Source organism: Streptosporangium brasiliense (genome assembly GCF_030811595.1).
GTDB lineage: Bacteria > Actinomycetota > Actinomycetes > Streptosporangiales > Streptosporangiaceae > Streptosporangium > Streptosporangium brasiliense.
Genome location: NZ_JAUSRB010000002.1, coordinates 3,004,387 through 3,017,968, shown reverse-complemented (window position 1 = coordinate 3,017,968; position 13,582 = coordinate 3,004,387). Strand labels below are relative to the sequence as shown.

The window sequence follows — 13,582 nt, the reverse complement described above, 5'->3', positions numbered from 1 at the left end:
CCCGGGAGTGGTTCGGAGGGCCGGCTCAGCCTGCCGCGGTGAAGACGATCTTCCCGAACACGTCCCCCTCGTGCATGGCCGCGAACCCCTCACGGGCCCCGGCCAGCGGGAGCGTCCGGTCGATCGCCGGCCGGAGGCCCGTCTGCTCCAGGAAGCGGGCCAGGCGGGCGAGCTGGTCGCGGGTGCCCATCGTCGAGCCGACCACCGACAGCTGCAGGAAGAAGACCCGGTTCAGGTCGGCCGGGGGGACGGCGCCGCTGGTCGCTCCGGAGACCACGATCCGGCCACCGGGGCGCAGCGCCTTCAGCGAGTGGTCCCAGGTGGCCTGGCCGACGGTCTCCATCACCGCGTCGACCCGCTCGGGCAGCCGGGCTCCGCTCTCGAAGACCCGGTCGGCGCCCAGGTCGAGCGCCCGGGCCCGCTTCTCCTCCGAGCGGCTGGTGGCCCAGACCCGGTAACCGCCGGCCCGGCCCAGCGCGATCAGCGCGGTGGCCACCCCGCCTCCGGCCCCCTGGACCAGCACGGTCGAGCCCGGCTCCAGCCCCGCCTTGTCGAACAGCATCCGGTAGGCGGTCAGCCACGCGGTGGGCAGGCAGGCCGCCTCCTCGAAGCTGAGCGCGGCGGGCTTGGGCACCAGGTTGCGCCGGGGGACGGCGACCCGCTCGGCGAAGGTGCCGTCGTACACCTCCGACAGCAGGGACCGCTTGGGGTCGAGCGTCTCGTCGGCACCGCTGCCGATCACCGAGTGCACGATGACCTCGTTGCCGTCCTCGTCGACTCCGGCGGCGTCGCCGCCCAGCACGATGGGCAGCCGCTCCTGGCGGATGCCCACGCCCTTGAGCGTCCACAGGTCGTGGTGGTTGAGCGCGGCGGCCCGCACCGTGACGGTGGTCCAGCCGTCGGGGACCTTGGGTTCGGGGTGCTCGCCGAGCGTGAGCCCGGCGAGCGGGTTGTCGGGATCGGTCTGTGTGGCGGTTACGGCAAACATGGCCGCACCCTACGCCTCCGGCTCGACCACGGCGCCGGCGAACTCCCCTCCGGCGCGCCGCGCGCCTCCGGGACCACGGCGCTCCCCCGTCCGGCGGACTCCCCTCCGGCACGCCGCTCCGCTCCAGGACCGCGGCGCTCACCCGTCCGGCGGGCCCCGGCCCCCGCCCCGGACCCGTCACCGCCGGGGACCACCGCCGCCGGCGGGTCGCGGCCTTCACCAGGTCGCGACGTTCACCGGACCGTCGGCGGCCAGGCGGACCTTCCTGCCGACGAGCTCCCGGGACTCGGCCTCGGCGATCAGGTCGGGGTGGCGGAGCTGGGCGTGCGCACGGCCCCCGCCGGGCAGGTCGGCGATGAGGACGCCGCGGTCGGCCGCACCGTCCCTGCCGTGCGCGACGGTGTATCCGGCGACGGTCGCGGCCCCCTCGTACCCCGTCACGATCGGCACCGGCTCGGCGGTGTGGACCGGCTCGCCGTCGCCGAGCGAGCCGCCCGGCTCGGTCGACCAGATCGCGTAGGTGTGCTTGGTCAGATGCATGCCGACCCCGGTGACCAGGCCGTGCCCCGGCGCGGCACGCAGGCGTCCGGCCATCGCCGCGGTGGAGTGCAGGACGTAGTCGCTGCCCGGCCCGCCGGCGTACGGCAGGCCGCCGGTGACCGTCAGCCCCCGCGGGTCGAGCGGGTCGAGCCCCGTCGCGGCGCAGGCCGAGCGGAGCGCGATCGCGAAACAGCTGTAGAGGTCCAGCGCGCCGACGTCGTCGAGGCCGACGCCCGCCCGCGCGAAGGCCCGCCGGGCCGCGGCCTTCATCGCCGGGGAGGAGCCGGGCTCCGGCCGGGCCGCGACCTCCCAGGTGTCCTCGGCGTAGGCCCACCCCCGCAGGTGGACACGTCTGTCCCGGGGGACGCCGAGCCGGTCGGCGAGCCCGGTGCTGACCATGATCGCGGCAGCGGCCTGGTCCACCTCCATGACCGCGACGGTCCGCCTGGTGTACGGCCAGCCGACGGTCCGGTTGTCCCGCGACACGGTGACCAGCTCCTGCGGCGTCCGGACCTCCCGGTGCCAGGCGTGCGGGTTGGCCGCGGCGACCTCCGTCATCGGGGCCATCATCCGGCCCCGGCCCGACCGTTCCTCCTCCAGGGACTCCCGGTCCGCGGCCCGCCGGGCGGTCTCCATGATCGCGTAGGTGTGGACCGGCAGGAACAGCTCGTGGGCCAGCTCGTCCGGGTGCGGGGGACGCTCCCAGCCGTAGGGCGGTCTGGGGACGGCCGGGTGGCTCCACCTGACACGCTCCCCCGCCAGGCGCAGGGCCCTGCGCGTGGCCAGCGCCTCCGCCCCGGCGACCAGCGCGGCGTCCATCTCCCCCGCGGCGATCCGGCCGGCCGCCTCACCCAGGAGCAGCTGCGGAGCCGTACCGCTCACCGTGGAGTAGGCCCGGTGCCGGGGGGCGACCCCCAGGCGCTCGGCGAGCCTGGCCGCCGGGTCGTCGTACTGCCAGGACTCGGTGTAGACGACCTGGATCGAGTCGAGGCGCTCCAGCACGCCGGGCGCCCCGGCGTCGGCGGCGGCCTCGCGGGCGGCCAGCTCCCACAGATCCAGCGGTTCCGGCCCCGGCTGCTCGCGGACCGTGTGCTGGGCGACGCCGATGAGGCAGGGAGTCCGAGGATCTACGCTCATGCGGACATCCAACCAGAACATCATTCGGGTTAATAGTCCGGAGTTGTTTGAGTTACCCGGGAAACCGGCGGTAAGGACTGCTACCAGTGATGCCCGGGATGCCGCCCCATCGACCTGAAACCCCAGCCCACCTGGGAGGATACCTACTGGTTAAATTATAACTAATGGCTATTTAAATAACAGCTCCGCATCAAGGGGAACCATTTCCGGCCTTTTCTCGTCAATTCCCATCCGGCTTCTTGATCCATTCAGTAACGTTCCGAACGTTTTCCTGGCAAGGGATGTCCCGTCCCTGGCCGAGAACGAGAGGAGCTCCATTGAACCCCCGAGCACGGCGCCTCACGATCCCCCTCACCGGCCTTCTGATCGCCGGAGTGATCGGCGCCACCACCGGCGCCAACGCCGGTACGGCCCCCAGCGACGTGGTCAGTTCGGCCGCCTCGGAGACGCCCACGGAGGCCACCGCCTTCTGGTCCCCGGAGCGGATGCGCAAGGCCACCGACGCGACCGGCGACCTCGACATCAGCGTCAAGGGCGGCAGGGCCTCCAGCGCGGCCGGCCCCGACGGGCGGCCCGGATCGGTCCCGCCGACCGGCCAGGAGGGCACCAGGTCGGCCAAGAGCAAGCAGGTCAACCTGCCCAACACCGTCGGCCGGATCTTCTTCACCCTGCCGGGCGCCAACCCGCTGGACCCGGGCAGCTGGAAGTACTGCTCCGGCAGCTCCGTCCAGGGCAGGTACCGCAACCTGGTCGCCACCTCGGCGCACTGCGTCTACGACGTGAAGACCAACCGGTTCTACGACAACTGGATCTTCATCCCGTCCTACTGGGACGGCGACCAGGCGTGGAACGGCAAGAACCCCTACGGCATCTACGCGGCCAAGTGGTTCAACGCGCACGACGACTTCGTGGTGAAGGAGGACTACGACTTCGACTACGCCTTCGTCAACGTCCACTCCGGGTCCAAGGTGAACTGGGAGAAGGACTCCGCCGGCACGTGGAAGCCGGTCATCAAGAACGTCGGCAGGCTCGGCGACAACGTCGGCGGCCAGGGCTTCGCCTGGAACCAGAAGGTCAAGGGCAAGGTCTTCTCCTTCGGCTACCCGACCGGCCTCCACCCCGACGGGGACAGGCCCTTCACCGGCCGCACCATGAAGTGGTGCTACGGCACGACCGGCGCCATGCCCGCCGCGCCGAAGTACAACCTCCAGGAGCACACCGGCTTCAAGTGCGCCTTCACCGCGGGCGCCAGCGGCGGCCCCTGGCTGCTGAAGTACAAGAACTCCACCCGGACCGGCTACCTCAACGGCGTCAACAGCGTCGCGTGGGACACCGACAAGAACGACCGGTACGACAAGATCTCCTCGCCGTACTTCAACGGGGACACCTACCAGGTCTACAAGGTCGCGGCCAACCGCTGGACCAACTGACCGCGGCACGGCACATCGCACCGCACCGGCTGTGAGGCCATTCGGCCGGCCCGGCGCGACGAGGGGCCCGGTCTCCCGACCGGGCCCCTCCGCGTTCCGGCGCCACAGGGACCGCGGCGCGCTAGGAGAAGATCAGACCGGTGGTGCCGCGCAGCGAGCACGCGTTGCCGAAGGTCTGCTCGTACCGGATGGACCGGCCGTCCCAGATACCGGTCGCGGTCACCGTGATCGGGTCGTAGGCCATCGCGCACACCAGGTTCGGCAGCGGCCTGAGCCTGGCGATGTCGCCTCCCACCTGGGCCAGCGCCTCACACGCCGCGACCGGGGTGGGGTGCGTGCCGTACGGCGGGTCGCACACCAGCAGGACGTGACGGGCCGCGGCCGCCGAGTTCTCCCCCTCGGCGATGCTCAGCACGAACGCCTTCGTGCTGCCGGGCGGCAGCAGCTGCGCGATCGGCCTGACCGGCACCGGCACACCCGGGCCGGGCCAGTTGGAGCTGAGCCAGGTCGGGCCCGGCCAGTGCGAACCGGGCCAGTACGGACCGTGCCAGTTCGGGCCCGGCCACTGCGGACCCGGCCAGTGCGGAGCGGGCCAGTGCGGGACCGGACGCGGCGGGATCGGACGCGGCGGGACCGGCCTGCCCGGGCCGGGCCAGTTCGGGCCGGGCCCACCGGGCCAGTTGGGCCCCGGCCAGTGCGGACCGGATCCCCCCGGACCGGGCCAGTGCGGACCGGGCCCGCCGGGGCCGGGCCTGCCCGGGCCGGACCATGGCGGCACCGGCTGCGGGACAGGCCGCGGAGCCGGCAGCGGGACGGCCGGGCCGGGCCCGTTGGGCACCGGCGGCGGTGGTACAGCGGCAGCCGTGGTGGAGAACACGAAGGCTCCGGCGGCTGCCAGATGGAAGAGACGTCGCATGAAATCCCCCGATTTCACATCGTGTCGAGTGCCCGCTCAGCGTCCCCCAAGCGTCCCGCCCCAGCAACGACCGACTCTCATGTTTTCGCAGGTCATGGTCTTGTACGGCACACGCCCGCGGGTTCGGTCAAGGGAAGGTAGATCAGACGCGGATCTTGAAAATTCGGTTCCACGATTTTGGTAACGAACTCATATCGGTCCGAGCTTCTGTCCGATTTGTTGCTCTTTAACCGTTCTTTGCCTAGTACGGTCTCGTCTTGTCTCTTTACGCATGCGTGGGCCGTCGTCCCGAGTGGCCCATGACAAAGAAGGAGCTAGATTGAACTCCCGAGCCAAGCGCCTGGTCCTCCCCCTCGGCGGTGCCCTCGTGGCCACCACCATGATCGGCGTCCCCCTCGCAAGCGCCGCCCAGGCAGCGCCCCAGCCCGACATCAAGTCGTCGGCGCTCACCTCCTCCGGTAACGCGAAGGCCATCGCGGGCTACTGGACCTCCTCCAAGCTCAAGTCCGCCAAGAGCTACGTCGCCGACTCCACCGTCTCGGCCAAGCTGACGAAGACCGGCGCCGCCAAGGCCGCCGCCGACGGCAAGCCGGGCACCATCGCCCCCACCGGCGAGGGCGGCAAGTCCGCGGGCCGGTCGAAGAACCTGAACCTGCCCATCACCGTCGGCAAGGTCTTCTTCCTTGACGACAAGGGCCAGGAGCGCTGGTGCTCCGGTTCCTCGATCCAGTCGAAGTACCGCAACCTGGTCGCCACCGCGGCCCACTGTGTCTACGACACCGACACGAACAAGCCGTTCAGCAACTTCGTGTTCATCCCCGGCTACTACCAGGGCAAGGCTCCCTGGGGCATCTACGTCGGCGCCAAGGTCAACACCCACGACGACTTCACCGTCTTCGAGGACTACGACTACGACTACGCCTTCGTCAACGTCTACAACGGCTTCAAGCAGACGGGCGTCAAGGAGGTCAACCGCTCGGAGTACGAGGCCGCCAAGGGCTTCAAGTACACCGAGGACAAGGCGATCTCCAAGTCCGAGTTCGAGGCGGGCTACGAGAAGTACGGCGAGCTCGGCCCGTACTGGAAGAAGGCGGCCGACCCGACCGTCGAGACCGTGGCCAAGCCCGCCGACGTCACCTCCAAGAACGTCGACGAGTACATCGCCACCGGCAAGAACGGCGTCAAGCTGACCGCCGCCGAGGTCGTCGAGAGCGTCTACGCCAAGGCTCCCTCGGGCTTCGAGAACGGCAACAAGTTCGAGCGGAAGACCGTCAAGACCCCGATCAGCCAGGAGGAGTACGCCAGGCTCCTCAAGGAGAAGGGCAACGGCAACTTCCTGGGCAAGCTTGAGGCGACCAAGGACGCCAACGGCACCGAGATCGCCTGGTTCAAGACCCAGTACTTCGTCAAGAAGTGGGTCAAGACCACCGTCAAGGAGCTGTACTTCCACACGAAGTACTTCGTGGTGCTCATGGCCGACTCCGGCCGCCTCGGCGACAACGTCGGCGGCCAGGGCTTCACCTGGAACCAGAAGCTGGGCAAGAAGGTCTTCACCTTCGGCTACCCGACCTCCGCCCACCCCGACGGCAACAAGCCCTACTCCGGGCACACCATGAAGTGGTGCTACGGCACCACCGGCGCCGCGCCCGTCGTCTCGGCCTTCAAGGCCGAGGAGCAGCAGGCGATCAAGTGCGCCTTCACCCCGGGCGCCAGCGGCGGCCCGTTCCTGCTGCAGTACAAGAGCAGCACGCGGACCGGCTACCTCAACGGCGTCGTGAGCCTGACGATCGACAGCGACAAGAACAACCGCTACGACCGGGTCACCACCCCGTACTTCAACGGTGAGACCTACGGCATCTACAAGCACGCCGCCAACCTCTGGACCGGCAAGCTCCCGGGCTGAGCGACGACGTCGTAAGGGTGGGAGGGCCGCTGCCACAGGGCTCTCCCACCCTTTGACGGGGTGCTTATGCCTATCAGGTAAGACTTAACTGGATAACGGTGTAAAGCGGATCAAGCAACTGAGCTGCCCAAAACTTAGTTGATCTGGAAAAATCACCTCTTACAGCCCTCCATTCCACCCCTGATCCCCCGAAGGAAACGGCCTTCATGTTCCCCCGCGCACGGCGGTTCGCGACCACACTCGGCGCCCTCGTCGCCAGTGGTGTGCTCGTGATGTCCGCGCCCGCCGGGGCCGCGAACGCCGACGGCGCCCTCTACGCGCCCAGCAGCATCACCTCCATCACGCTGACCAAGAACAGCGCGGACATGAAGCGGATCGCGGAGTACTGGAGCCCGGCCAGGCTCAAGGAGGCGCAGGACAACACCCCCGCCACGCCCGAGATCAGGCCCAGCGGCGGCACCACCTCCTCGGCGCCCGCCTCTCCCACGCCCACCGGCACCGCCACCACGGCCACCGCCGCCGCGGCGGGCAGCAAGGCGACGGCCACCACGGCCTACAGCAGCGGCGCGACCGCCGGCACCGTCAGGCCCACGCTCCCGAAGGACACTCCCCCTGTCATCGGGAACTCCCCGATGTCCGTCGGCAAGGTGTTCTTCCGGATCGGGGACAAGGACTACTGGTGCTCCGCCTCGGCGGTGGCCTCCAAGAGCCGCAGCCTGGTCGCCACGGCCGGGCACTGCGCCTACGACGCCAAGCAGGCCAAGAACGCCGACTACTGGATCTTCATCCCGGGCTACGACAGGGGCGCCACCCCTTACGGGATCTACGTCGGTCACTCCCTCAACCTGCACGAGAGCTTCGTCGGCGAGGGCGACTACGACTACGACTACGCCTTCGTCAACGTGCACGACGGGTTCAAGTGGAAGCCTGGCAAGACCGCGAACACCTATGAGATGGAGTCCGTGGGCAGCCTGGAGGACAACGTCGGCGGCCAGGGCCTGGTGGTCAGGCGCGGCATCAACCAGTCCACTCTCGCCTTCGGCTACCCCGCCGCCCCCCAGGCCGACGGCAGCAGGCCCTACGACGGCCAGAAGCTGCGCTGGTGCAGCGGGCGCACCAGCCGGAGGACGGCCCCCGCCCGCCTGGTCGAGCTGGGCGTCGCGCTCAAGTGCGGGTTCACCGGCGGGGCGAGCGGCGGCCCCTGGCTGGTCGACTACGACCCCGAGACCGGCCTCGGCTACATCAACGGTGTCAACAGCTTCGCCTGGGACACCGACACCGACCGCAAGTACGACCTGATCTCCTCGCCGTACTTCATCGCGTCGACCTACGTCGTCTATCGGTGGGCGGACAGCCAGCGGGCTAGATGACCTTATAGGCGTCTTAAATACGCCTTAAGGGAGCCTTAGGTCGCACTTCTGTATTCAGGGGCCTACATAGGTTTGTTGCTTGTCGTCCCGCAGTTTCCAGACTTCTGGAGACGTTGCAGCGCAAGGAGCACCTCTTTTGAAGCACTCTCTTCTCCCCCTCGGTGGCGCCGCACTCGCCACCGGTCTGCTGGCCGTCGGCCTGACCGGCACCGCCCAGGCCGCGCCGGACTGGGCCACCGACAGGATGGCCGGCACCGAGGCGTCGGCGCTGTCCGTCGCCAGGTTCTGGGCCGCCTCCAACTACGTGGCCCTGAAGAAGGCGACCGCCTACTCGCCCGACGCCGCGACCCCCAGGCTGACCGCCGGCGGCGGCTACTCCCCCGACGGGCGGCCCGGTACCATCGCCCCCATCGGCGCGGAGAATCCCACCCCGGCGCTCGTCAAGAACGTCAACCTGCCCAAGACCATCGGCAAGGTGTTCTTCGTCGCCAACGGCGAGTTCCGGTGGTGCTCGGCCACTTCGATCCAGTCGAAGTACCGCAACCTGGTCGCCACGGCCGCCCACTGCGTCTATGACACCGCCAACAACGGTCACACCATGGACAAGTGGGTCTTCGTCCCGGGTTACTACCAGGGCAAGGTGCCGTGGGGCATCTACGTCGGCAAGCAGGCGTGGACGCACTACGACTTCGACGTCTTCGAGGACTACGACAAGGACTACGCCTTCGTCACGGTCTACAACGGCATCGGCTTCGACCGCGGCCTCAAGGACGTCGGCCGCCTCGGCGACAACGTCGGCGGCATGGGCTTCACCTGGAACCAGCCGACCGGCAAGCCGGTCTACGCCTTCGGCTACCCCGCCGCCCCGCACCCCGACGGCAACAAGCCCTACAGCGGCGTGACGCCCAAGTACGTGTACGGCAAGCCGTCCGGCAAGATCTACGTCTCCGCCGCGGAGAAGGTCGAGGAGCACGTCGGCCTCAAGGGCGCCTTCACCCCCGGCGCCGACGGCGGCCCGTGGCTGTCGCAGTACAGCAGCAGCCGGCGCCTGGGCTACGTCAGCGGCGTCACGAGCCTGTTCGGCGACCAGGACAAGAACAACCGCTACGACCTGATCACCTCGCCCTACTTCGACGGCGAGACGGCCGACATCTACAAGAAGGCCGCCAACGTGTGGTCCGGCTCGATCGTCCGCAAGTAAGCCTGTCCGGCCCCGGCAAGGGGCCCAGGCACCTCAGCTTCACCCGCGGGACCCGGCGCGTGCGCCGGGTCCCGCACCCGTTTCCGGGGTCGGCGGCCCTCACCCGGGGCCCGCGGGGGCGGAGAACGCGACCCGGGGACCTCCCGGGGCCCTCCAAGCCCCTCCGGGGTTCCCGGAAGACCGGATCCAGCCGGGTTCCAGGAAGGCCGGGCCCGGCCCCGGAAGACCGGAGAGCGCGGGCCGGAGACTTCCCGCGAGATCCGGAGGCCCGATCCGGGCTCTCGCGAGGGGCCGGAGGGCGTGATCCGAGAATTTTCCGGGGCACAGGGGCTTGATCCGGGTCTCGCGGAGGGCTCGGGAACCCCGATCCAGGGCCTCGCGGAGGCTCTGAGAGCCGGATCCGGGGCTTGCGGAGGGCTCGGGAACCCCGATCCAGGGCCTCGCGGAGGCTCGAAGGCCCTGTTTTCCGGCCTTCCGGGGGTCCCGGGACCCCGGATCCGGCGGCGGATCGTGCGCGTTAGACGTGACTTCCGGCAAATCGGTGCCATTGATCTGATGTGATCTGCGTCACATCGCTCTCGTGACCGAACGTATCGGGGCACTCACGCCACATCGGTCACATTCACAACAGGCTCCCGCCTATCTGCGGAAACGCAGCGCATCAGCCTCAAGCACAACAACCACTCCGCAGCCGTTCAAACATCACAGAATGATCTCGGCCCGGCGCATGGGGTCCTTACCCCTCAAAGCGGCTTCCGATCCTCAAGATCAGCCCTGTATGTTCTGGCTATCCCTTTACTGACGCATGGGACGCAAGAAGCGTTCCACATCAGACCAAGGAGTCACCTTGAAGCGCATCCTCCTCCCCGCCGGCGGCGCCGTTCTCGCCACCGGCCTGCTGGCCGCCGGTCTGGCTGGCACCGCCAACGCCAACCCGGACTGGGCCTTTGACACGATGGCCAAGGACGCCCCGTCCGCCGTCGCGGTCGCCAAGTTCTGGCTCGCGGCCAACAACCACACCAACAACCTCGCCAAGGCGACCCCCTACACCTGGGAGACCAAGGCGACGCCGACGCTGAACGCCGGTGGTGGCTACACCCCCGACGGCAAGCCCGGCACCATCGCCCCCATCGGCGAGGAGAAGAAGTCCACCTCCGTCGTCAAGAACATCAACCTGCCGCGCACCATCGGCAAGGTGTTCTTCGTTGACGCTGAGGGCGACCTCAAGTGGTGCTCCGCCACCTCGATCCAGTCGAAGTACCGCAACCTGGTCGCCACGGCCGGTAGCTGCGTCTACGACGACAAGAAGAACGCCAGTGTCATGGACAACTGGGTCTTCGTCCCGGCTTACTACCAGGGCAAGGCGCCGTTCGGTGTGTTCGTCGGCAAGCAGGCGTACACCCACTACGACTACACCATGTTCAACGACCGTGACAAGGACTACGCCTTCGTCACCGTCTACAACGGTGTGCAGGTCGGCGGCGGCACCCCCAAGCAGGTCACGAAGGCTGACTTCGACAAGTACACGGGCGCCAAGGTCGTGGACGAGAAGTCGATCACCGAGGCCGAGTACAAGGCCGGCCTGGAGAAGTACGGCCAGGACGGCCCGTACAAGTCGGCCGCTGTCGACCCCAAGGTCGAGACCGTCGCCAAGCCGGCTGACGCTGCTGCGAACATCGAGAAGTACATCGCCGAGGGCAAGGACGGCGTCAAGCTGGTCGGCGCCGAGGTTGTCAAGAGCGTGTACGACGCTGCCCCCTCCGGCCTGGAGAACGGCAACAAGTTCGAGCGTCTGAGCAACCTGGTCAACATCAGCCTTGAGGAGTACAACGAGCTCAAGGCGAAGAAGGCCAGCGGCGGCTTCCTGGGCAACCTCGAAGAGGTCAAGGACGCCAAGGGCAACGTCATTGGCTGGACCAAGCAGCAGTTCTACGTGAAGAAGTGGGTCAAGACCACCACCGCCACGCGGTACTGGGTCGAGACCTACTACGTCATCGACGGCTTCATCAAGGACACCGGCCGTCTCGGCGAGGCCGTTGGTGGCCAGGGCTTCACCTGGAACCAGAAGACCGGCCAGACCGTGTACATCTTCGGTTACCCGGCGGACGCTCACCCCGACGGCAACAAGGCCTACACCGGCACGACGCCGAAGTGGTGCTACGGCAAGACCACCGGCAAGGTGTACGTCTCCGCGGCTGAGAAGGTCGAGGAGCACGTTGGCCTCAAGTGCGCGATGACCCCGGGCGCCAACGGCTCCCCGTGGCTCGTCAAGTACAGCAGCGCCAAGCGTCTCGGCTACGTCAACGGTGTCACCAGCCTGTTCGGTGACCAGGACAAGAACGGCCGCTACGACCTGAGCACCTCGGCGTACTTCGATGGCGAGACCGCCATGATCTACAACAAGGCTGCCAACGTGTGGTCCGGCTCGATCGTCAAGTAGTCCTGACGATCACCTGAGTCCGGGGGTCCAAACCTCGAACTCACCTTGCTCCATCCGAGGGGCCCGGCTTCTGCCGGGCCCCTCGGCCTTTTCCCCCATGTCCCACCCGGGAGCCTGCGGTCCCCGGAGCTTGCGGTGACACGGCCTCAGGCGAGACTGAACTCCCTGGTCCGCTCGTTCAGCTCCCGCACGGCGGGCTCGCCGGCGAAGGGGGCCAGCCGCCGCCGCAGGTCGGCGGCGTATGACTGGGTGCGGGCCGACTGCAGCCCCCCGGCCAGTTCCAGCGCCTGACCGGCGGCCACGCAGGCCTGCTCCACCTCGCCGCACCCGAGCAGCCCCGCCGACAGCAGCGACAGGTTGAACATGCGCCCGCGGACGTAGCGCCCGTCCATGTCCAGCGACCGCGTCGCGTGCCGTACCGCCCCCGGCCCGTCGCCCAGGTCGCGGAAGCAGTGGGCGAACTTGGCCGACAGGTAAGCCTCGTCGAAGTAGGCGATCCAGTCGGGCTCGTCACCGGCCTCGCGCTGGTCGAAGGCCAGCTCGGCGCCGTGCAGGGAGTTGGCGCAGGCCCCCCGGTCGTCCATCAGGGCGTGGGCGTGGGCCTCCAGCACCTGCGCCTCCGCCAGCAGGGCGAAGACCCCGGCGCGACGGGCCGACAGCTGCGCGGCGCGCGCCAGGTCGAGGGCGTGCGCGGGCTGCCCTATGTAGAGGGCCTGGTGGCTCATCCCGGCGAGGATCTCACCGCCGAGTCCGTGGTCCCCCGCCCCCCGGGCCAGGCGCAGCGCCTGGATCAGGTAACGCTGGGCCAGACCGTGCTGCTCCAGGTCGTAGGCCATCCATCCGGCCAGCCGGGTCAGCTCGGCCGCGGCCGACGCCAGCGCCTTGCCGGTGCTCTCGCCGTAGGAGCCGTCACTGAGCAGCGGCGCGACCGCCGTGTCCAGATATTTCACGACCGCCGAGCGGACCCTGCCGCCGCCGAACCTGTTGTCCAGCTCGCCGAAGGACCGGGTGACCTCCCGGATCGCCTCGATGTCGGCCATGCCCACCCGCCGGGCGCCGCCCGCGACGGGACGGCTCTCCAGCGGGAGGGTCAGCCAGCGCAGGGCACCGGCGGACCCGGCCCCGATCGCGAAGGTCGAATCGAGCAGGAACCTGCGTCTCTCAACATCTCCCCGCCACAGTGCCGTCACGGTCGCGATCCCCTCCTGCCATGTATGTGTGAACTCCTGCCCGAGGTCGGAAGGGGTCGAGACGACCGGCAGACCGAGATCTTCCGGGCTGACCGTCCGGCCGAGCCGGAGTGCGAAGATCTCCGCCAGCAGTCCCGGCACCGGATCCCTCGGCCGCCGGCCGCCGATCCAGCGCAGCACGGAGCTGTGGTCGTACTTCAGGCCTGGCAGACCCCGGGCCGCGCCGAGGTCGTTGACCCTGCGGGACAGTCCTTTGTGTGTGAAACCCGCTTCAGCGATGAGTCGCTGAAGCAATTGGTTGGGCTCGCGTTCCACCGCTCTCCTCACCGTGAGAAGCCGCCGGGGCGCCGGAACCCGTCCGCGCCCCCCTGCGCCCGTATCCGTCCCTCGTGCACACTCTTGCCCGATAGGTGACGGAGAGCTTTTTTTATAGCACGATCCGTGACTGTTTTTTGAATTTCCCAAAA

General features: G+C 68.7%; 9 protein-coding genes. 5 read left to right on the top strand and 4 right to left on the bottom strand.

Translation table 11 applies throughout. From position 1 onward, the window contains the following. Positions 1-25: 25 nt before the first annotated feature. Positions 26-988, bottom strand: a complete 963-nt coding sequence (locus tag J2S55_RS22650; RefSeq protein WP_306864458.1) for a zinc-binding dehydrogenase — start codon at positions 986-988, stop codon at positions 26-28. Positions 989-1,204: 216 nt separating this feature from the next. Then, on the bottom strand, positions 1,205-2,665 hold the full coding sequence (locus J2S55_RS22645; protein ID WP_306864455.1) for an acetyl-CoA acetyltransferase: 1,461 nt from the start codon (positions 2,663-2,665) through the stop codon (positions 1,205-1,207). Positions 2,666-2,982: 317 nt separating this feature from the next. On the opposite strand from J2S55_RS22645, the gene J2S55_RS22640 reads away from it, so the two are divergent. Further along, positions 2,983-4,095 carry a trypsin-like serine peptidase gene (locus J2S55_RS22640; protein WP_306864453.1) on the top strand — a complete coding sequence of 371 codons (1,113 nt, stop codon included), beginning with the start codon at positions 2,983-2,985 and terminating at the stop codon, positions 4,093-4,095. A gap of 121 nt (positions 4,096-4,216) precedes the next feature. Here J2S55_RS22640 and J2S55_RS22635 read toward each other — a convergent pair whose 3' ends face one another. Beyond that, a complete protein-coding gene (locus J2S55_RS22635) occupies positions 4,217-4,564 on the bottom strand; it encodes an SSI family serine proteinase inhibitor (RefSeq protein ID WP_306864450.1) in 348 nt (115 codons plus the stop codon). A 766-nt stretch (positions 4,565-5,330) separates the two neighbouring features. Here J2S55_RS22635 and J2S55_RS22630 point away from each other — a divergent pair. The 4 genes from J2S55_RS22630 (at position 5,331) to J2S55_RS22615 (ending at position 11,925) form a co-directional block, all read left to right on the top strand. Then, positions 5,331-6,914: a trypsin-like serine peptidase gene (locus J2S55_RS22630; RefSeq protein ID WP_306864448.1), complete on the top strand. Its 1,584-nt coding sequence runs from the start codon at positions 5,331-5,333 to the stop codon at positions 6,912-6,914. A gap of 206 nt (positions 6,915-7,120) precedes the next feature. Continuing rightward, positions 7,121-8,284 (top strand): trypsin-like serine peptidase, encoded by a 1,164-nt coding sequence (locus J2S55_RS22625; protein WP_306864445.1) that lies wholly within the window; start codon positions 7,121-7,123, stop codon positions 8,282-8,284. A 136-nt stretch (positions 8,285-8,420) separates the two neighbouring features. After that, positions 8,421-9,485, top strand: coding sequence for a trypsin-like serine peptidase (locus J2S55_RS22620; RefSeq protein WP_306864442.1), 1,065 nt, complete (start codon positions 8,421-8,423; stop codon positions 9,483-9,485). A gap of 847 nt (positions 9,486-10,332) precedes the next feature. Then, positions 10,333-11,925, top strand: a complete 1,593-nt coding sequence (locus J2S55_RS22615; protein ID WP_306864440.1) for a trypsin-like serine peptidase — start codon at positions 10,333-10,335, stop codon at positions 11,923-11,925. Between the two features lie 146 nt (positions 11,926-12,071). Here the strand turns inward: J2S55_RS22615 and J2S55_RS22610 are convergent, their stop codons facing one another. Continuing rightward, positions 12,072-13,430, bottom strand: a complete 1,359-nt coding sequence (locus J2S55_RS22610) for an NsdA family TPR-like regulatory protein (RefSeq protein WP_306864437.1) — start codon at positions 13,428-13,430, stop codon at positions 12,072-12,074. Positions 13,431-13,582 lie beyond the last annotated feature (152 nt).

What these genes read in the sequence shown, in the direction of transcription:
- J2S55_RS22625 (WP_306864445.1), top strand. Translation starts at nt 7,121, where the DNA reads ATGTTCCCCCGCGCACGGCGGTTCGCGACCACACTCGGCGCCCTCGTC.
- J2S55_RS22650 (WP_306864458.1), bottom strand. Translation starts at nt 988, where the DNA reads ATGTTTGCCGTAACCGCCACACAGACCGATCCCGACAACCCGCTCGCC.
- J2S55_RS22645 (WP_306864455.1), bottom strand. Translation starts at nt 2,665, where the DNA reads ATGAGCGTAGATCCTCGGACTCCCTGCCTCATCGGCGTCGCCCAGCAC.